Here is an 18,867-nt window from a genome sequence, read left to right as displayed (position 1 = left end):
ATCGAAATAAAGGCTTATCTATCAGGTAAGCTCGTTAGCGAAAAATGACTAGGAGAGTAAATGTGAATACAGAAATTATAACTATGGCTAAAGAAGCGCTGGATATGTTTGCGTTTCTAGCAACCGAACTTATCATCTTATTTCTGGCAATTAGCTACATTGTCGGTGTGTTGCAAGATTTTCTAACGCCAGAAAAAATTCAATCTATTCTCAGCTCGAAAAAGGGTAAAGGTTACTTCATTGCTGCGTTGCTAGGTTCGATTACGCCTTTCTGTTCGTGTTCGACCATTCCTTTCTTAAAAGGCTTGTTGCGTGCAAGAGCAGGTTTTGGACCTATGATGGTGTTCCTATTTGCAAGCCCGTTGCTTAACCCAGTGATTATTGGCTTGTTTGTGGTGACTTTTGGTTGGAAAGTTGCGGTATTTTACTTTGCTATTGCGATGTCAGTATCAGTGGTAGCAGGCTATGTACTTGAAAAACTAGGGTTTGAACGTTACGTCAAACCAGAAGCATATCAAGCGGTAGGTTCTTCTTCGTGCGGTACTTCTTGTGGCGATTCAAGCAAGAAAAAAGAAGAAGCGAGGCCAGTATCAAGCTGTAGTACCAGCGCCTGCAATGAACCTACGCCAGTTGCGGCGAAAACATCTTGTTGTGGTGATGCACCAAAACCTGAACCTAAAGTGGAAGTGTCTTGCTGTTCATCTGGCGGTAGTGCAACAGCGACAGTCGTGGAAGAGAAAGAGCCTAGCCGCTGGGTACGTATTTGGCAATCAACTTGGAAAGACTTTAAGCAAGTGTTCCCTTATCTCATGATGGGGATTGCGATTGGTTCATTTATCTATGGCTTCATCCCGACGGAGTTCATTGCGGAGTTCGCTGGTGAAGCGAAGTGGTACGCGATTCCGGTCGCAGCAATCATTGGTATTCCATTGTACATCCGTGCAGAGGCGGTCATTCCACTTAGCGCGGCACTAGTACAAAAAGGTATGGCTCTTGGGTCTGTTATGGCGCTTATTATTGGTAGTGCTGGCGCAAGTCTTACAGAAGTGATTTTGTTGAAATCAATTTTTAAGAACCAGATGATTGCTGCCTTCCTAATCGTTATCTTAACGATGGCCATGGGAGCGGGTTACTTATATACGTGGGCTTTTTTATAAAAATAACCCTCGGGCGACTGCTCGAGGGCTCTGTTTTTGTCGCCATATAGGGAAAGGGAAGTTTCCTATACCGCGCAGGCTATAAAAAAATAGCGAGGTTACTCGTAAATACTATAGGAGAAATATTTGCTGGCGATGGTTTTATGCTTACCGCTCTGGATCAATTTTTGTATTCCGCTATCGAGTAATGCTTTTAATTCTTTGTCTTGTTTTCTCACTGCTACGCCAATGCCACGGCCGAACCACTTTTCCTCTGTAAACGCTGGTCCAGTAAAGTGATAGCCTTCACCTTGTGCAGTTTCAAGAAAACCAGCACTTAAACCGATTGAGCCGCCAAATACAGCATCTAACCGTCCATTGAGTAGATCGGTAAATGCCTCATCGAACGTACCATAACGACGAATATCAATATCTGGATACAAGGCAGAAAGGTACTTATCACCAATTGTGGCTCTTTGAACTCCAATAGATAAACGATTTAGGCTGCCGTCATCCATGTTGATTTCTCTATCATTTTTCATTACAAAACGAGTCGGTACTTTTGCATAAGGGACGGTGAAATCGACTTTCTTTTCTCGTTCTTCTGTGATTGTCATTGCAGCAATAATCGCATCGTTCTTGCGACTAAGGAGAGAAGGGATGATGCCATCCCAATCCATTTTTGAGATAACGCACTTTACTTCTAACTCTTTGCATAACGCGTTAGCGAGGTCGACTTCAAACCCTTCTAGCTTTCCCTCTTTTGTCGTCCAGCTAAATGGAGGGTAAGCCCCTTCAACAGTGAAGCGAATTTGTTTCCACTCTTTCGCATGGCTGAAAACTGAAAATAAGCTAATAAACAATACGACTATCCATTTCATAAACGTTTCCTTGTAACTGTTTGGAAACCAATGTTTAACACAAAGTAAGCAAATATCAATGAAAGTGCATATATGTGTGACCTTTCGCCCGCATTGTGTGAGCGAAAGGTTTTACGTGTATTACAGCTTATCTTCAATAGTTACGAGGGGAACTCTCGTTGAGACAGCGTGAAGTGCAATGTTGTGAATCATTTCATCGACCGTGGTACAGCTATCCATTAAGATCGAAACATCATACTTGTCCGCAGATTTTGAGATAGCAGTATGTGTCACGCAGTTTTGTGTCATCATTCCGCATACAAGTAACTCCGTTACATTTTTGCTTGCCAATACTTCTTCTAAACGTGTTCCTTCAAAGCTATCTGCGAAGTGCTTTACCACGATTTCGGAATTCGGCGCTAAAGCAAGAACTTCTGGGTGAATATTGGCACCGTCGCTGCCTTCATTGAAGAATGGGGCAATACCCATGGCAGGGTCGGCAATATGCTGAATATGAATCACAGGAATGTTTTGCTCATTGGCTTTAGTTATTGCTCTCTTAACATTGTCTAAAGTCGATTCTGTATTCCATAAAGGAAACTTTCCTTCTGGGAAATAGTCGTTTTGCAAATCAATTACAAGTAGGGCTTTTTGAGTCATTTTCTTTTCCTTTTATTGAGGATCATTGCGGTACGAATAATATAAAGACTTTTAGCTACCTTCTTTAGAGTCTAAAATGACACAAAAGAGTCAAAAAGCGACACTTGAAGATAAATGAAAATAGCACTCGTTAATTACCCAGATAGCTCGCAAGCCTCCGTATATGGTTTAAGCGAACTCTTCGAGATGGCAAACCGTGCGGCGGCTAAATTGGGCGTTGATGTGCACTTTGAAGTAGAGATATTGGATCACTGGTCAAACACGCACTTCGATGTGAAAACAGCGGTAATGATTCCGCCTAGCGGCACTGGTCAATATTACTTAGAACCAGAGCCAGAGCTACTCGACTGGTTAAATGTCCAATATAGTAAAGGTGCGATTTTAGCCTCCGCCTGCGCTGGTACTTTTATTCTTGCTCAAACCCAGTTGTTGACCAATAAGTCTTGTACGACACACTGGGGCTTGGCTCCTTCATTAGCGAGTCAGTTTCCCGATATCCACGTAAGACAAGAAGCCATCCTTATTAACGAAGGAACGATCATTACGGCTGGGGGTATGATGTCATGGGTGGATTTAGGTTTGGAGTTGGTTTCCTTATTTGCGTCACCGGAAGTAATGCGCCTGTTAGGAAAAATGTTGGTTATTGATACTGGTCCGAGAGAGCAACGCTTTTATCAACAGTTTACTCCAAACTTCCAACATGGTGATGAGGTAATTGTTCAAATACAGCACTATATAAACGATCATTATCAAGGAAAACTGAGCAATAAAGAGCTTGCAGAGTTGAGTTGTTTAACAGAAAGGACATTGCAGCGACGCTTTAAAAAGGCGACAGGTTTCAATGTTAACCAATACATACAAAGCTTAAGAGTACAAAAAGCTTGTGATTTACTTGAGTCGACAACCCTAACATTTGACGCAATATCATTTAGAGTGGGTTACCAAGATGTGAGCGCGTTCAGGAAAATATTTAATAGAATCGTAGGTTTAACACCGAAGTCGTTCAGATCTCGGTTCTGTTCATGAACGCCAGAAGTAAGATAATGTTGGTATTAAACATTTATAACTCAGAAGCAAACACCGCATATTTTTACAAGCTGGCTTAGCGTGATGAAAAGGGATAACAAGCTAAGCCAACCGTAGCGCACTCCTAATTACTGAACATTTTGTAGAATGCTTAAAGGGTTCTCAAATTACAATGACTTGTATAGGTCGTTGTTAATCACAAAAGCTATGTGATTTCCAAAACCAGTTTCCCAATATGTTGCTTGCGTGAAAATACTTCTTGCGCTTGACCTATCTGGTTCAAGGGAAATGACTCCGCGACTAAGGGACGAATTGCGTTCTGTTCGATATAGCGAACCAAGTTACCGAATACTTCTGGTGCCAAAACGGTACAACCAAATAACGCTAGGTCTTTAAGGTAAAGAGTTCTTACATCCAGCTCGACAATTGGGCCGCCTATGGCGCCGGAAACAGCGTATCTTGATCCTGGCTTTAGTACCTGAAGAAATTGTGGCCACTGCTCTCCTGCGACCAAATCAATCACTACGTCAACGCTGTTTTCTCCGAGAGTCGCTGTTAAATTTGCATCGCGAGGGATAACTTGGTTTGCTCCTAATGCCGTGATCTGTTCTTTCTTTTCTGGGCTGGCGATAGCAATGACGTATGCTCCACGCGCCTTCGCCAGTTGGATTGCGGCAGAGCCAACACCGCCGGATGCCCCTGAAATCAGTACGGTATCGCTCGCTGTGACATTAGAGCGGACAAGCATGTTCTCGGCAGTTGAATAAGAACAAGGGAAGGAGGCCAAATCGATATCCGATAAACTACTATTCACAGCATATGCATGTTTACTGTCAACAACAGTGAACTGAGCAAAGCCACCATCACATTCTGAACCGAAGTACCAAGGCGAGCTAAGTGCTTGACTGTTGAAGCGCGTAATACATGGTTCGATGAGCACACGCTGACCGATTCGTGATGGGCAGATATTCTCACCAACAGCGACGATGGTACCGCATACATCGGCACCTTGGATTCGAGGGAGAGATAGCGCGTCTCCTGACCAACTTGCATCCATGCTATTGGCGTCATTTTTAGAATACCATGCTGTTCGGGTATTGATGTCGGTGTTATTGACTCCGGCGGCGGCAACTTGGATCAATACATCATCAGGCGAGGGGACTGGCACAGGTATATCATCGCGGTAACGAAGCATATCTGGCCCACCATGACCGATAAGTTGGACGCCTTTCATGACTTTCGGGATTGTGGTCATTGATTGTTCTCCTTCATTAGTTCTAGCAGAGTGTGTTCAGCGGATGCAAAGGCAGCGTGACCGAGAACCGGCCATGCGTTGGATAGACCTTCATGTAACAAGAAGAGTGTGGTTGCGAGGTCTTCTCGCTGACTTAGTTGGACCATAAGCTGACGAACCGCCAATTTGTGTTGTTTTACTGCTTGATTAATAGATAGATTTTCTGGATAGGCTGCTAATGCATTGATGGACATGCAGCCATTCGGTGCAAACTCCTTCATCCAATCCTCGAGGCGAGTGAATAGGTGTAATACAGCCGGTGTTCCATTGGCAGGGGCGTCTTCGAGCAAAAAACTCAAATACCTTTGATGGCGATGCTCGAGAGCTGCAACAATCATCGCTTCCTTGGAGGGGTAGTATTTGTACAGGGTTCTCAGGCTGACTTCGCAGGCGTTTTTGAGTTGGGGTACGCTAGGCTCGGCGAAGCCATACTGACTGAATGCTTTTTCTAGGCTTGCTGCGATTTTTTCTTTCACTATTTGATACACCAGGTAGAACGTTTGTTTTACCTAAGGGTAGAATAAACTTTCTACCTCAGTCAATGGTGTATTTAAACTCTGTATTGAAAGCCCGACGTAATGCCGGGCTAATTTAAGTGATTTTTATCGATTTGGAACGTGAATCAGTGTGCCGTTGCGTGCTGTTCTCCACGCTTGTCTAGCATTCCGCTGAAACGGGTTAGTAGTAGAGCACCTAATACTACGATCGCGCCAATCCAAGGTGTGTGCATCAGCCCAGCATTGGCCACGATAAGGCCACCGCCCCAAGAACCCAGTGCAATACCTACGTTAAATGCAGCAATGTTGAGACCAGAAGCGACGTCGACTGCATCAGGTGAATATTTCTCTGCTAGTTTGACAACATAAACTTGAAGTCCTGGAACGTTACCAAAGGCAAAGGCACCCCAGACAAGAATGGTCACTACTGCAGAAATTGGATTAAATGCTGTGACACTAAACACGAGCAATACCACAATTAGGCCCGAGAAAATCGCTGTCAGAGCTTTGATTGGCCCCATAGAGTCGGCCATCTTTCCGCCCCAGATGTTGCCGAATGCGACTGATACACCATAAACCAACATAATTAGGCTGATAGCGCTAGAGCCAAACCCCGAAACTTCTTCCAAAATAGGAGCCAAGTAAGTGAAGGCTGTGAACGTACCACCGTAACCGAGCGCGGTGATTGCGTACACCAAAAGTAGACGAGGTTGAGTCAAGACTTTTACTTGCGATGACAGCTTGGTTGCTGGTGGTTGTTTCAGATTACTCGGCACTAGCAGAGCGCTTCCTATCAGTGCGATGATTCCAAGGATCGCGACGATTAGGAAGGTTGCCTGCCAACCAAATGTCTGGCCAATCCAGGTGCCAAGTGGCACGCCCGTCACTAGAGCTACGGTCAGACCGGTAAACATAATAGCAATTGCGCTAGCGGCTTTTTCTTTTGACACTAGGCCAGTGGCGATAGTCGAGCCGATCGAAAAGAACACACCGTGTGCAAGCCCGGTCAGTATCCTTGCTGTGACTAGAGTGTTGTATCCAGGTGCTTGCCAGGCTAACAGATTGCCAAGAACAAACAGTGCCATAACAGAAAGCAGAACGTACTTTCTTTTCCAGTTACCAGTCAGCGCTGTTAAAACGGGAGCACCAACCGCGACACCAAGTGCGTACAGGCTAACTAAAAGACCCGCTGAAGGTAATGATACGTTGAGGTCGGAGGCCATAGTCGGTATCAGACCGACAATTACAAACTCCGTGGTTCCAATAGCAAAGGCGCTAAGCGTCAATGCAAGTAAAGCTAAAGGCATAACAACTCTCTCTTATAATCATTGAATATGAATGGATAAACGAATAGCCCGTTTCCATGCCGTGTATTATTAAAGAGTTATTCGTTGCGAAAAATGGTGTTTATTACAAAATACTTTTGCTATAAATGATGGAAATGCGCAATTAAGAAAGGGGATGAAATGTTAACCCGATCAGATGAATTAGAGATTCTTATGGCAGTTGTGGATAGTGGTGGATTTTCTTCCGCTGCTGATGCACTAGGTATTCAAGTTGCTAGGGTATCTCGTGCGGTTAGTAAAGTTGAATCACAGTTGGGGGTAACCTTGCTGAATCGCACGACACGCAGAGTGGAAGTTACTGAGGAAGGGCATCAGTTTGTTGAAGCGGTTCGCTTAGGTTTACTACAAATACAGCAAGCTGAAGAAGAGATCATCACACGAGGTGAATTACCCAAGGGGCGCTTAAGAGTTGATGCCGCTAGCCCATTTGTTTTACATCAACTCGTGCCGTTAATTCAGCCATTTAAAGAGGCTTATCCTGATATTCAACTCGATCTTACCTCTAATGAGGGTTTTGTGGATCTATTGGAAAAAAGAACCGATGTGGCAATACGTATTGGACGATTATCGGATTCAACACTGCATGCTAAACCTTTAGGAACAAGCCCACTATTTATCGTTGCCACGCCTGGTTATTTATCTAAACGAGGTTTCCCTGAAGCGGTGAGCGATTTGCGCAGTCATAACTTGATCGGTTTTTCTGGCGCTAAAGTGTTAAATCAGTGGCCATTACGAGGGTTTGAGATGATAGAGCCTGATATCCTATCCAGCAGTGGTGAAACGGTTAGACAGTTAGTGCTGGCAGGGAACGGCATTGCATGTTTATCTGGCTTTATGGTGAAAGATGATCTTGATTCTGGACGGTTAGTGGCATTGTTTGAATCGGAAAAAATCACAAATACTGGACGAGAACAGGTCAATGCTGTCTTCTACAAATCTTCTTCAGTCTCTAAACGTATTTCCGCGTTCATCGACTTTATTCAACCAAGACTTACTTTAAAATAACTCTATTATTGTTGTTTTAACAAAAGATTTTTGTCGTTATTGCAGCTTTTGTTTTTCCAAGTGCCAAGCCTAGCGTGCCACCCCTTAGTAAGGTGGCACATATTTTTATTTGATCTTAGTTAAAGCGTGGCAACACGTACTGAGCGATCTGTTCCATTGATTTCTCAATTGGTTGGCTATTACGACGGAAATGCAACCCGATGTGATTGACTCCTGCTTCTTGCATTTTTTCTAGCTCATCGCTCAAGCCATTGACTCCGGCCCGGATACCAAAGTGATGCCGAACGACTGGTGCATTTGGGTTATCGACTAAATCAAGATGAATAAAGCTGGCGTAGGGTTTGTTTCCCGCTACGGAGCGCCAAAGTACAACGCGGTGTTCATGATCATCAGGTGTGCCTGGGTAGGCGAGCCAGCCGTCTAGGTTTTCTCCTATCCATTGTGGACTTTGCTGCGCTAACCCTGCGACATAGATAGGAATATCAGCAAACTCGGGTAATAACTGTAGATCGTTACCCAGCTTATCATTTTGCGTATCTTTCAAAATCTCTACACTTTCTCGAAAAGCCGAGCCACGGCTGTCAAAGTTAGCGTTAAAAACGGGATATTCACTAGGACGGTCTCCACTAGCCACACCGAGTATCAGGCGGTCACCACTTAACTCGTTGATGGTCGCAGCGGCTTTTTTCACTAGCCAAGGTTGTCTTAACGGTAATACTATCGCTGCTGTCCCTAGTAGAATGTTGTCGGTGCACGCAGAGAGATAGCCAAGATAACTGAACGGTTCATAAATTTGTGCCGCGTCTCCAAAGTTAGGGTCGTACAACGGGACATCTCTCACCCACGCTACGTTAAAGCCTAACTTATCGGCTAACATAATACGCTGTTTATGTGCACTCATGTCTGGTACGCCGAACGGTTTTCGTTGGAGCAGGCGTTTTTTCTGGCCTTCTTGGGTCCAGTCATTATCTAGGGGGAGCTCAACCCCGATGGTGAATCTGTTACTTAAATCTTTATGCATTATGAAGCCTGACTATTACTGTGAGTACTAGGAGGCAAGGTGCCTCCCTGATATTCAGGACACTATGAGATTTTTGTTGTGAGAAAAAGCGGCAAAAAGACAAAAGTGTTTTGCCACAAACAGCGGTGGTCTTTAAAGGAACTGGTGGTTCTCTACCTTGATTTCTTGCTTGATGAAGTCAATAAAAGAGCTGATCCGGCGTGAGGTACTGGCATTTTTGTAATACACCGCATGAACGGGCTGTTCGACATTATGCGTGTGTTCACTAAGCACGCCCACTAAGCGACCAGCTTGTCGGTCAGAGTAGGTCATAAAGTCAGACAGGCAAGCTATCCCCGCACCATGTAAGGCTAAACACCTTAGCGTCTCGCCATTATCAGATCTTAGGCTACTCATAATACGCAGAAGTTTGTTCTTATCATCCATGATCGGCCATTCCTTAAGATACTCCGGCTTGTTGAATCCAAGTAGCTTGTGATTGAGTAACTGATCTATTGAGGTTGGAGTACCATGTTGTCTTAAATACTCTGGACTCGCGACGATTCGAATCCGACTTTTACCAAGAAATATCGCGCGCATGGTTGAGTTTTGTAGCTCACCGATACGAAAAGCAATATCGGTTTTTGTTCCCAAAAGGCTAATATTTTCCTCATTGGAATTGAGATCGATTTCGACTTCTGGATACAAGCTCTGATATTTAGCAATGTGCGGCGTTAGTACGTGCAGTAAGAAGGGGGTAGCTGCGTTTATTCGTAGGAGGCCAGAGGGCTTATATTTCTGGCTTTTCAGTTGTGCTTCGGCATTCTCTACTGCTTCTACAATATGTCTGACTTTATCGAGGTATATCGTTCCTTCATTAGTAACATCTAACTTACGGGTTGTGCGATTTAACAAAGTCGTTTCGAGTTTGGCTTCTAGCCGAGATACCGATCGACTCACCGCCGAGACGGTCATCGATAACAGTTCAGCCGCAGAGCTGATTGAACCCGTATCGACCACGGCCATAAAGGTGCGCATTTCATCTAGAGTAGCTTTCATTGTTGAATATATTTCAAATTAGATTTGAGTATTGTTAACTTTACGGAAAGTTTCTTGCGGCGTAAAGTTTTGCTTCGAATCAACTATAAAATCGATAATTCAGGAGATTTAGATGAAAGTACCATCATTTGGCGTCGGCACGTTTCGTTTAGAGGGTGAAGTAGTTAAGGATTCAGTCCGTAATGCGTTAGAAGTGGGTTACCGCGTAATTGATACTGCACAGATTTACGGTAATGAGGCAGAAATCGGTGAAGTATTGACACAGTCCGGTATTGCACGTGATGAGCTATTCATTACGACCAAGATCTGGGTTGATAACATGAACACGGAACAACTCATTCCAAGTCTAAAAGAGAGCTTAGAAAAGCTAAATACAGATTATGTGGATTTGACCTTGATCCACTGGCCTGGCAATAACAATAACTTGAGCGAATACATGGCTTCATTACTTGAAGCTAAATCGCAAGGGTTAACCCGTAATATTGGCGTCTCCAACTTTAATATTGACTTGTTGCAACAAGCGATAGAAGTGGTCGGTAAAGAGAATATTGTTACTAACCAAATCGAGCTTAGCCCTTATTTGCAAAATCGTAAGTTGGTCAGCTTCATGCAGGAAAACGATATTCAGGTAACGTCTTACATGACCTTGGCATATGGGAAAGTACTTGGGGACCCAACTATTGCAGGTATTGCTGAGGACTATCAGGCCACGCCAGCTCAAGTCGCGCTTGCTTGGGCGCTGTCAAAAGGTTACGCGGTGATCCCGTCTTCAACTAAACGAGAGAATTTGGCAAGTAACCTGAAAGCACTTGAACTTAATCTGAGTGAAGAGGCGATTGCTAAGATAGATGCGTTGGAAAGAAATGGCCGCGAAGTAAACCCTGAAGGGCTAGCGCCTGAGTGGGATGATTGAGTGAGTTTCACGGGAAATCATTGCCTAAATGACACCTCTGCAATCGCTGACTTCCTCAGCGTTTGACGGTAGTACAACACCATAGACGATAACGGCTCGCTTGTCTGACGATAGTGCGAGCTTTTATCTTTTTGGCCTATTAGTTTACTGTATTCTCCCGGCCTTCAATTTGGCCGGGAGACGTCATTTAGAGATCAGTTACCATTCGATTGTAGAGCCATCAAATACGCGGAAGCTTCCGGATAGCTCAAGTGTTAGTTGTTCTGCGACCGAAACAATGCCTGCAACACTTTCCTCGGCAGAAAAGGTTGCGTCCTCACCGCCCATATCGGTTTTTACCCAGCCGGGATGAACTGCGACAGTTTTTACTCCTCGCGATTCGAGATTGCGTGCTGCTGATACTAGAACCTGATTAAGCGCTGCTTTAGATGCTCGATAACTGTACATGTTACCTGAACTGTTATCGCTTAAACTCGCAACTCGGGTTGAGATTCCCACGATGGTTTTGTGCTGACTTTTCGCAACGTTGTCTTGTAGTGCTTGAATTAGCAGGGCAGGTGCGACGGTATTTATGTTTAGTACTTCTAGCCATTTTTTCTGGGTCATTTCGCCAAGCGTTGCACACTCTTCGCCTAATACACCTGCATTCAGAATTAAATGATCGAGCGGACGATCCGCTAATCGAGTGGCTAACTGATCGATATCTTGTTGGTTAGTGACGTCTAGAGCCATCAGTTGAAGTTGATTGGGTTGGGTTACTAGTTCATTAAGCTGCTTAGCATTTTCTGGTGAACGACAAGTTGCGATAACTTGCCAACCTTTTCCAAGGTAGTGGCGGACAAATTGCAAGCCTAAGCCACGGTTAGCGCCAGTGATTAATACAGTAGACATCGCTTCTCCTACGTTGTTGAGTTGAACAACGACCATATTAGAGGCGACGTATAAGCATGTAATCAAAACAGTATAAAAATGGCCTAGAATTCGACATTGTCAAATCTTAAAGTTTGAGAAAGATGCTGGCAAAGTGTTTTAGCCTAGTGACCGTCAGTTCGGAGGCAGCACCGCTGACACCTGCAACAGCAACGACCTTACCATCCAAGTAAAGGGGGATCGCTAAGCAATTGAGGTTTGGCTCTGCCTCTTCTAAATCGAGTGCGTAACCTGATAATACAACCTGATTAAGTTCAGTTTCTAACGTGGGGGATATTTGGCTTTCAAGGCGCAATGTTCGGCGAAGCTTATCATCAAAACTAAGAAAAACCTTGCCGATCGCAGATGTTGTGAGTCCTTCTCGTTTCCCTCTCGGGCTACGGATAGTAAGAGGGTTATCCTGCTCTATAGCATCGATATACAAGTACTCTTTAGCGCCACTTTGTACAGCGAGGTAAGCAGTGTTGTTAGTCATTTGGGCCATTTTTTTCAGCAATGGAACAAAGTGTTGTCGGATAGCTTCGTTTTTTTGTTCAATCGGCTTAGACAGTTCATAGCATCTAAACCCTAGGCTGTAGCTATGGTTGTGTTTGGATACATATCCAAGAGAGTGTAGAGTCGCAAGTAACCCGTGAACAGTCGTCTTATTTAACTGGATCGCATTACTGATCGTCTGTAATGATAGGGGAGACTCACTCATCGAGAGCAACTCGAGGATTAGAAAACCTCGCTCTAGAGACTGAATGTTTTTTCTTGCCTTGGGCACAAAGACTCCTTGATGATGGTGTTGCATCTGAATGGCTTACTGATGCTTCCACCTATAACAAACCACTACGCTGGTGGTTTGGTTTTATTAGAGAATATACTCAGCACTTAAACTGATCGGCTCGTTGTATGCGTCCACAAGGGAGTTTTTTCCTTGCTTCTTAGCATTGTATAACGCTTGGTCTAATATCGAATAGAGCTCATCAAAGTTGGTGAGTGGCATTGAGGTTGATAGATAGGCCAGACTCGCAGATATATTCAATTGATGGTTATTAAGCGAATGTACACTCTTTTCTGAAATTGTTTTATGCAGACTTTGTATTCTAAAGGGAACGTCAATCTCATCGACGTTTTTCAATAGCAAGATAAACTCTTCTCCACCTAAACGACCCAAGTAATCTCCCTTATTAAGTTTAGCTTTAAGCGCTTTGCATACCTGTTGTAGTACTAAGTCGCCAGTCGGATGACCATACTGATCATTAATCGCCTTAAAGTCATCTAGATCGATTAATGCTAGAACGTAGCGGAAGTCTCCTTCCGCTTTGGAGGTTTGGCTTTTAATCGTCTCTATAATTGCCGCTCTGTTTAATGCACACGTTAAGCTGTCTATTTTGGCTTTTAAGCGTGTTTGTCGCTGAACCATCAATGCCAGAGCGAGGAGAATCAATAAACAGAAAACAACAAAATTATAAGTGCGTTGTTGGTCTGTGAGTTTTTCAAACTGGTACTGACTTAGAAGAGTTTCGTTGTTCAACTGCGCGACTTGTAGATCATATTCATACTCTTTTTTAGTGAGATCTAGTGCCTCTAACGCCTTGATATTACTCGCGTCTCGGTTCGTTAGTTCAATCGTCGAGTAGGCCTTGTGATGCTCCAGTGCCTTTTTGTAATCATTTTGAGCTTGGTATGCTTTTGAGAGGAGTAATTGGGCTTGCGCTTGCAATAAGGGCCTAGCGTTTTTTACCGCTAATCTTAACGCTATTGTACTGTGTTCAATCGATTTTTCGGGTGTATGGTTCTTTAAATATGCCAATCCAGCAGCCAAATGACCCTCTGTTTCAAGGTGCGTATTCTCATAAGTTTGGGCAATGTTTAATGCTCTTCCAATGTAATCTACCGCGGTATCCAATTGCCCAGAATCGGCCAAAGCAGCAGATAACCCTAAATAGGTCAACCCTTGCCCGTATGGATAATGAAGTTGTTCGAGAATCGTTAATGCATTTTTGTAGTGGCTGATGGACTTATCGAGTTCTTTGGATTTTCTGTACATCGCTCCTAGACTATGTTCGACTTGCGCAACTTCAAGAGGTGTCCCTTCATCTTGGCGAACCAGTAAGGTTTGAATGAGATATTGCTCTGATTGTTCAAATTGCCCCAGCTCTGCAAGTAAATTGCCGACGTCATTGTAAATCCCTGAAGGATCGCTTTGCGTCGACATGTTGGCCATCAACTGTCGATACAAACTTAAGGCTTTTTCATAGTCACCGCGGTAATTGTAGTTATTTGCTACCACGCGCAAAGCGAGATCAACAGGGAAGTTTTCTTGATGCTTATGATTTAAGTGGCTCTCTAAGGATGAGCAATAAAAGTTTGCTTTGTGATAACGACCTTGTTGATTCAGCGTATAACAAAGTTGATAGTTCATCAGAGCCTTGCCTTCGGAATCGGATATTTTCTTCATTGTCTGTCGCAAAGAAGAAAAGCTATCTACTGAGGCCTCGTAACTACCATGCTTACGTTCATTTAAGGCAAGAATATATTCTGATTCTAATTGAGAAAAAGGGTTGTCTAAGACTTGACTGCTGCCGTAGTAAGGCTGATTTATGTTTGACATATATTCATAAATCAATCCACTTACGTAGAGCTTTTCGCTGTCCGATTTCGCTGTATGGTAGCGATCTTGAAGCATGCTCAATGCCGACTCAGGGTTGCTTCGTAGTGTGGTTTGGTAGACAGAGTGCCACTGTGTGATATTTTGGTTTGGTTCAATATCTTGAGTGTCGCTTGCATATACTGGAGTGAGCAAAAGTGACGCAAGCAAGGGATAGAGCACGCGCATGTTTAAACGAGCCTTTAATTTAAGGTGCCTTTAAAGTTGAGTTATCATAGCGCTTTTAACGCATCAGCGTTGTGATTGAGTTGGGTGTACTAAGAAAAAGAGTAGTAAAACTATGCACTTGGTCGAGATATTGAAAGAAGAGGCATAAAAAAGAAAGACCTCAACATAAAGTTGAGGTCAGAAATCTTTAATCAATGTAAAGCTTTGCTAGGTCTTGAGGCTCCATTTCTTTGCCTTCTAACTGATCGTTCCAGTTAGTTCCAACAAGAACACCATCTTCAGCAAGAGTCAAAAGCCAATCTTCAACAAAGATATCTAATGGGATTTCTAGTACAGTAAAATCTGCCCATTCTTCAACATTATGTGCTTCTGCATCTTCTTTAGAAGACCAGAAAGGCATGACTTCGCTGTTTTCGAATTCAGTTGAATCGCAAGATAGCCAACCTTCTTCATTGCGTAGACCCCAAACCAATTGGTTTTCTTTCGTTTCTGCAACAAAAAGGTCAAGGTTCGCTTGGATATCTGATGTAAGTTTGCTCATTTCAAAACTCTCGTTGTTATGACGTGGTTAGAGTAACACTAAAGTGCCGATTCCTAAAGCATAATACGGTTGTCGAAATGAGTAAAAATAAAGGAGCCGAAGCTCCTTTTCTGAGGTTAAGTATTCACTCGTTTTTGTTTGCTTTGTGCTTGCAGAGCAAACAAAAACAGGTACTTTACCTTTCTGGAAGAGTTGTGAATATTGTCCACTCTCTTTTTATCTCGCCTTTGTAACCAACGACTGATGCGGTTACTCGACGATTTAAAGCATGGCTGACTTCATCGGTCCCTTGCTGTGCTAAGTGAGTGTCACCAAAACCAACAATGCGGACTCTACTCGGTTCGATGTCGTAGCTTAGTAGGGCTTCACGGACATTGCGTGCTCGTCTTTCAGAAAGATCTTGGTTATGCTTTGAACCACCAACTTTACTAGCATAGCCGTGCAGCTCTATCGAAGTAGTAGGGTACTCTTTTAAAAAGTCGGAAAGCTCTCGGACTTGTCTTCTGAAGACTGGATTGATCTCATCAGAGTCGTTAGCAAAAAGTATCCGCACTTGCATGTTATCTGATGCTTTAATGTATTCTCCACAACCGTCGTTGTCGACCTCTGAGCCTTCAGGTGTACCTGGGCACATATCTCGAGCATTGATGACACCATCGTTATCGTCATCTTGCAAATCTGCTATTTGTTCTGCATTTGGTACAGGACGATACTCATATTCGTCTTCAGCAACAACGTGTTGAGTGATGGCGAGCATACCCAATGCAAATAGAATCTTCACTGGTTTCATGATCAGTACTCCACCTTTTCATTCCATTCTGTAGGTACATCGACACGCAAGGCATTTAACAATTGGCCAGTCGCGTTCATAACGCGGTACTTGGCGTACTGCTCTGAGTATCGAGCATCCAAGTAGTTCTTTCTCGCTTCGAAAAGTTCGTTTTCAGTATTTAACAAGTCCAGCAGAGTGCGTTTTCCAATGCGATACTGCTTTTCGTAGGCGATGACAGTTTCAGAGGCCGAATCTACGTGATCCGCTAGGAACTCTTTTTGTTGAAGTGTTAAATCTAACGCACTCCAAGATAGACGAAGACCTTCTTCGACTTGGCGGTATGCACGTTCTCTTAAGTCTTTTGCTTTATTTAGTTGGTAGGCAAAACTTTCAGCGTTGGCTACGTCACTACCACCGTTAAAGAGGTTGTAACGCATACGTAACATTGCTGTTGTCTCTTCGCTGCTTCCTTCAATACCGCTTGCATCATCACGCCATGTTTGAGCCGCTTCTACCGATATCGTTGGGTAGTAAGCTCCCTTAGATTGCTTGTATTGGAACTTTGCAGAGTCCACATCAGCTACCGAGATTTTGATTACTGGGTGTGACTCGAATGCCAAGTCAATCGCTTCATCGATGGTGTAGGGAATAAAGTTTTGGTCCGCTCTTGGGAAAATCAATCCTTGTGGTGACTGTCCGACAAGGCGTGTAAAGGTGGTGTGGCTGTCATATAAGTTGTTCTGAGCTGCCACCAAGTTACCGTGAGCCTTTGCTAAACGAGCCTCTACCTGGGTTAGGTCTGCTGTAGAACCGATACCTGAGTTAACTCGCTTTTTAATGTCTTCATAGATCTTCTTATGCACTTTCAAGTTATTCTCGGAAAGTGTAAGAATTTCATAAGCTTTTACTGAGTCTAAATAAACTTTCGCGACCTCTAGAGCGGTGTCTTGGGCATCAGCTAGAAGTTGATAACGGACCGATTCAGCATCAGCTGCTGTTCGATCCATATCATTAAGTGTCGCTGAGCCATCCCATATTAGCTGGGTTAGTGTCACGGTGGCTTCTTTTCTTGTCAGGTCGGTTGAATCTCGCCCTGACTCTGCGGGTTTGATTCCTTCGTAACCGATACCGGCATCTAAGTCTACGGATGGGAGGTAAGCACCACCAGATGCTTCATTCACATACTGCTTGCTAACGAATTCATTGAACGCACTTTTGATGTCAGGATTGGTTTTTAATGTGTTTTCAACCGCTTGCTCTAGCGTTTGCCCAAACGCATGACTAGCGGTGAACATACCAATACAAAAGGCGTTGGCACGAGTCCACTTCACTGTGATTCTCCTAGATAATGGTAAAAATTCTCGAGGTGATAGGGCTTATAAGTGGAATACTTATAAGGGCGTCAATAATTTAGCGCACAATAACATTAATATGCGATGAAGTAACCTGTTGATTCGCTGTTCATTTGTTTCAATTTTGATAAATCAACCTACTAAATCTGCCTAAAACTTGAATTAAGATCTCAAATTAAAGATGGAGGTAATAGCTAGGAACGTGTGTCCAGATTTTAATAAAATAAAACACTTATGCATCTGGATTCTTATTGATGTATGACACATAATTACTTTATTGAGCATCAAATTGCTGTTATTGCACTATATATTCGGGCAATATATAGCAAATTAGTATTGTTAGTCAAAAACTTGACAGTTATTTAGGGTTAAGGTTTATATGGATCGTACAGCATTAGTGCCACTCGGTAATCAAGTCGTCGTAATAGGTTTGGATGGGCAGCTGAGAGTCCTTGCAGAAGGACAGCAGCCTCTACCAGGTGAAGTGATAGTGGCAATGACAGATGCTGCGCCTCAAGACCTGAAAATTCAGCTTGCTCAAGAGCAAGGTTTAAAAGATATTTCAGACGATGTAGCACAGATTATTAGTGCTATTGAGCAAGGTCAAGACCCTTCTGCTATTGATGAAGAACTCGCACCTGCAGCGGGTGAAAATAGTGGCTCCAGTTTGCAAAATAGTGCCACGATTGTACGAGATGGTACTGAAGTGCTAGCCTCAACAAACTTTGAAACTATTGGCTTAGAATCCCTCGGCTTATCTGAAACTCAAGCGTTGACCTTAAATGACTTCTTCACAACAGGTATCGAGACAAGTGGGGATGGCTCAAGTAAGCCACTTACTAATTCTCCAGTGACATTAAGCGCTGTTGAGGAAGATAGCGATCCAATCACGATAACTACTGAAGAATTACTATCGAACGTCAATATTGATGATGCCGATACTCTTGTCATTACAAACGTCACTATTGAGAGTGGGAATGGCACCTTAATTGATAACAGCGATGGATCTTGGACTTACATTCCAGAGGCTGACGATGACACTGAAGTGTCATTCTCCTATGACATTATTGATAAAGATGGCGGTGTTATTAATGGCACTGCTAACTTAGATATTACGCCTGTTAATGACGCGCCAATAGCAACTAATGATGCGATTCAAACTGACGAGGATTCCCAGGTTGTAATTGATGTGCTCGCTAACGACAGTGATATTGAAGGTGATGATTTAATCATTACCTCTGTTTCTGTACCAGAAGAGCAAGGTATCGTTGAGATTATCGATGGTAAGCTTGTTTTCACTCCGGCCGAAAATTTCAACGGTAATGCAACGATTAGCTACACCATCACAGATGGTGAGTTAGAGGATGAAGCTCAAGTTTCGGTAACAGTAAACTCAGTTAACGATGCGCCTATTGCCTCTAATGATACAACAATTACAGAGGAAGATAGTTCAGTAACGGTTGATGTCCTGCCAAACGACACCGACATTGATGGCGATACGCTGTTGATTGAATCGGCTTCCGTACCTGAAACACAAGGTACAGTTGAGATCGTTGATGGCAAACTGGTCTTCATACCGGCTGAGAACTTCCATGGTGACGCTGAAATCACTTACACCGTTAGCGATGGTGCACTGACTGACCAAGCGACGG

Annotated in this window: 18 protein-coding genes; 5 read left to right on the top strand and 13 right to left on the bottom strand. The window is 43.5% G+C overall.

The features are described from left to right. Positions 1 to 83 precede the first annotated feature (83 nt). Complete coding sequence (locus tag R7Q41_RS19040) at positions 84 to 1,157, top strand: permease (protein ID WP_249371641.1); 1,074 nt, start codon at positions 84 to 86, stop codon at positions 1,155 to 1,157. 98 nt (positions 1,158 to 1,255) lie between these two features. Here R7Q41_RS19040 and R7Q41_RS19035 read toward each other — a convergent pair whose 3' ends face one another. Together R7Q41_RS19035 and R7Q41_RS19030 are read right to left on the bottom strand one after the other, a co-directional pair. Continuing rightward, positions 1,256 to 2,017, bottom strand: coding sequence for a transporter substrate-binding domain-containing protein (locus R7Q41_RS19035; protein WP_005388903.1), 762 nt, complete (start codon positions 2,015 to 2,017; stop codon positions 1,256 to 1,258). Positions 2,018 to 2,137: 120 nt separating this feature from the next. Beyond that, positions 2,138 to 2,656 carry a cysteine hydrolase family protein gene (locus R7Q41_RS19030; protein WP_005377333.1) on the bottom strand — a complete coding sequence of 173 codons (519 nt, stop codon included), beginning with the start codon at positions 2,654 to 2,656 and terminating at the stop codon, positions 2,138 to 2,140. Between the two features lie 114 nt (positions 2,657 to 2,770). On the opposite strand from R7Q41_RS19030, the gene R7Q41_RS19025 reads away from it, so the two are divergent. Then, complete coding sequence (locus R7Q41_RS19025; RefSeq protein WP_115386010.1) at positions 2,771 to 3,682, top strand: GlxA family transcriptional regulator; 912 nt, start codon at positions 2,771 to 2,773, stop codon at positions 3,680 to 3,682. Positions 3,683 to 3,887: 205 nt separating this feature from the next. On the opposite strand, the gene R7Q41_RS19020 is transcribed toward R7Q41_RS19025, so the two are convergent. The 3 genes from R7Q41_RS19020 to R7Q41_RS19010 all read right to left on the bottom strand — a co-directional run bounded on the left by R7Q41_RS19020 (position 3,888) and on the right by R7Q41_RS19010 (position 6,780). Next, positions 3,888 to 4,937, bottom strand: coding sequence for an alcohol dehydrogenase family protein (locus R7Q41_RS19020; RefSeq protein ID WP_182039736.1), 1,050 nt, complete (start codon positions 4,935 to 4,937; stop codon positions 3,888 to 3,890). Then, positions 4,934 to 5,455 carry a TetR/AcrR family transcriptional regulator gene (locus tag R7Q41_RS19015; protein ID WP_031777252.1) on the bottom strand — a complete coding sequence of 174 codons (522 nt, stop codon included), beginning with the start codon at positions 5,453 to 5,455 and terminating at the stop codon, positions 4,934 to 4,936. Before R7Q41_RS19015 ends, R7Q41_RS19020 begins: the two co-directional genes overlap by 4 nt. A gap of 143 nt (positions 5,456 to 5,598) precedes the next feature. Next, positions 5,599 to 6,780, bottom strand: a complete 1,182-nt coding sequence (locus R7Q41_RS19010; protein WP_017635963.1) for an MFS transporter — start codon at positions 6,778 to 6,780, stop codon at positions 5,599 to 5,601. A 159-nt stretch (positions 6,781 to 6,939) separates the two neighbouring features. On the opposite strand from R7Q41_RS19010, the gene R7Q41_RS19005 reads away from it, so the two are divergent. Continuing rightward, complete coding sequence (locus R7Q41_RS19005; protein ID WP_005377338.1) at positions 6,940 to 7,824, top strand: LysR family transcriptional regulator; 885 nt, start codon at positions 6,940 to 6,942, stop codon at positions 7,822 to 7,824. A 115-nt stretch (positions 7,825 to 7,939) separates the two neighbouring features. Here R7Q41_RS19005 and R7Q41_RS19000 read toward each other — a convergent pair whose 3' ends face one another. Together R7Q41_RS19000 and R7Q41_RS18995 are read right to left on the bottom strand one after the other, a co-directional pair. Then, positions 7,940 to 8,845 carry a TIGR03571 family LLM class oxidoreductase gene (locus tag R7Q41_RS19000; protein WP_047102674.1) on the bottom strand — a complete coding sequence of 302 codons (906 nt, stop codon included), beginning with the start codon at positions 8,843 to 8,845 and terminating at the stop codon, positions 7,940 to 7,942. Positions 8,846 to 8,977: 132 nt separating this feature from the next. Continuing rightward, complete coding sequence (locus R7Q41_RS18995) at positions 8,978 to 9,883, bottom strand: LysR family transcriptional regulator (protein WP_005377343.1); 906 nt, start codon at positions 9,881 to 9,883, stop codon at positions 8,978 to 8,980. A gap of 112 nt (positions 9,884 to 9,995) precedes the next feature. Here R7Q41_RS18995 and dkgB point away from each other — a divergent pair, with 112 nt between their 5' ends. After that, entirely contained in the window at positions 9,996 to 10,796 is an 801-nt protein-coding gene (gene dkgB / locus R7Q41_RS18990; RefSeq protein ID WP_047102673.1) for a 2,5-didehydrogluconate reductase DkgB, read from the top strand. 198 nt (positions 10,797 to 10,994) lie between these two features. On the opposite strand, the gene R7Q41_RS18985 is transcribed toward dkgB, so the two are convergent. The 6 genes from R7Q41_RS18985 to R7Q41_RS18960 all read right to left on the bottom strand — a co-directional run bounded on the left by R7Q41_RS18985 (position 10,995) and on the right by R7Q41_RS18960 (position 17,194). Then, complete coding sequence (locus R7Q41_RS18985) at positions 10,995 to 11,687, bottom strand: SDR family oxidoreductase (RefSeq protein ID WP_047102672.1); 693 nt, start codon at positions 11,685 to 11,687, stop codon at positions 10,995 to 10,997. Between the two features lie 106 nt (positions 11,688 to 11,793). Next, complete coding sequence (locus R7Q41_RS18980) at positions 11,794 to 12,492, bottom strand: IclR family transcriptional regulator (protein ID WP_318144633.1); 699 nt, start codon at positions 12,490 to 12,492, stop codon at positions 11,794 to 11,796. A gap of 87 nt (positions 12,493 to 12,579) precedes the next feature. Beyond that, positions 12,580 to 14,550 (bottom strand): diguanylate cyclase domain-containing protein, encoded by a 1,971-nt coding sequence (locus R7Q41_RS18975; RefSeq protein ID WP_206959839.1) that lies wholly within the window; start codon positions 14,548 to 14,550, stop codon positions 12,580 to 12,582. A 187-nt stretch (positions 14,551 to 14,737) separates the two neighbouring features. Then, positions 14,738 to 15,091, bottom strand: coding sequence for a DUF2750 domain-containing protein (locus R7Q41_RS18970; RefSeq protein WP_005377352.1), 354 nt, complete (start codon positions 15,089 to 15,091; stop codon positions 14,738 to 14,740). A gap of 175 nt (positions 15,092 to 15,266) precedes the next feature. Continuing rightward, positions 15,267 to 15,881, bottom strand: coding sequence for an OmpA family protein (locus tag R7Q41_RS18965; RefSeq protein ID WP_005377354.1), 615 nt, complete (start codon positions 15,879 to 15,881; stop codon positions 15,267 to 15,269). A 2-nt stretch (positions 15,882 to 15,883) separates the two neighbouring features. After that, positions 15,884 to 17,194, bottom strand: a complete 1,311-nt coding sequence (locus R7Q41_RS18960; protein WP_017821962.1) for a TolC family outer membrane protein — start codon at positions 17,192 to 17,194, stop codon at positions 15,884 to 15,886. Positions 17,195 to 17,594: 400 nt separating this feature from the next. On the opposite strand from R7Q41_RS18960, the gene R7Q41_RS18955 reads away from it, so the two are divergent. After that, a partial coding sequence (locus tag R7Q41_RS18955; protein ID WP_318144632.1) for a cadherin-like domain-containing protein occupies positions 17,595 to 18,867 on the top strand: 1,273 nt, incomplete at its 3' end.

The organism is Vibrio sp. 2096 (assembly GCF_033339595.1).
GTDB lineage: Bacteria > Pseudomonadota > Gammaproteobacteria > Enterobacterales > Vibrionaceae > Vibrio > Vibrio alginolyticus.
This window is presented reverse-complemented; position numbering and strand designations above follow the sequence as displayed.

What these genes read in the sequence shown, in the direction of transcription:
- R7Q41_RS19040 (WP_249371641.1), top strand. Translation starts at nt 84, where the DNA reads ATGGCTAAAGAAGCGCTGGATATGTTTGCGTTTCTAGCAACCGAACTT.
- R7Q41_RS19035 (WP_005388903.1), bottom strand. Translation starts at nt 2,017, where the DNA reads ATGAAATGGATAGTCGTATTGTTTATTAGCTTATTTTCAGTTTTCAGC.
- R7Q41_RS19030 (WP_005377333.1), bottom strand. Translation starts at nt 2,656, where the DNA reads ATGACTCAAAAAGCCCTACTTGTAATTGATTTGCAAAACGACTATTTC.
- R7Q41_RS19025 (WP_115386010.1), top strand. Translation starts at nt 2,771, where the DNA reads ATGAAAATAGCACTCGTTAATTACCCAGATAGCTCGCAAGCCTCCGTA.
- R7Q41_RS19020 (WP_182039736.1), bottom strand. Translation starts at nt 4,937, where the DNA reads ATGACCACAATCCCGAAAGTCATGAAAGGCGTCCAACTTATCGGTCAT.
- R7Q41_RS19010 (WP_017635963.1), bottom strand. Translation starts at nt 6,780, where the DNA reads ATGCCTTTAGCTTTACTTGCATTGACGCTTAGCGCCTTTGCTATTGGA.
- R7Q41_RS19005 (WP_005377338.1), top strand. Translation starts at nt 6,940, where the DNA reads ATGTTAACCCGATCAGATGAATTAGAGATTCTTATGGCAGTTGTGGAT.
- R7Q41_RS19000 (WP_047102674.1), bottom strand. Translation starts at nt 8,845, where the DNA reads ATGCATAAAGATTTAAGTAACAGATTCACCATCGGGGTTGAGCTCCCC.
- R7Q41_RS18995 (WP_005377343.1), bottom strand. Translation starts at nt 9,883, where the DNA reads ATGAAAGCTACTCTAGATGAAATGCGCACCTTTATGGCCGTGGTCGAT.
- dkgB (WP_047102673.1), top strand. Translation starts at nt 9,996, where the DNA reads ATGAAAGTACCATCATTTGGCGTCGGCACGTTTCGTTTAGAGGGTGAA.
- R7Q41_RS18985 (WP_047102672.1), bottom strand. Translation starts at nt 11,687, where the DNA reads ATGTCTACTGTATTAATCACTGGCGCTAACCGTGGCTTAGGCTTGCAA.
- R7Q41_RS18975 (WP_206959839.1), bottom strand. Translation starts at nt 14,550, where the DNA reads ATGCGCGTGCTCTATCCCTTGCTTGCGTCACTTTTGCTCACTCCAGTA.
- R7Q41_RS18970 (WP_005377352.1), bottom strand. Translation starts at nt 15,091, where the DNA reads ATGAGCAAACTTACATCAGATATCCAAGCGAACCTTGACCTTTTTGTT.
- R7Q41_RS18965 (WP_005377354.1), bottom strand. Translation starts at nt 15,881, where the DNA reads ATGAAACCAGTGAAGATTCTATTTGCATTGGGTATGCTCGCCATCACT.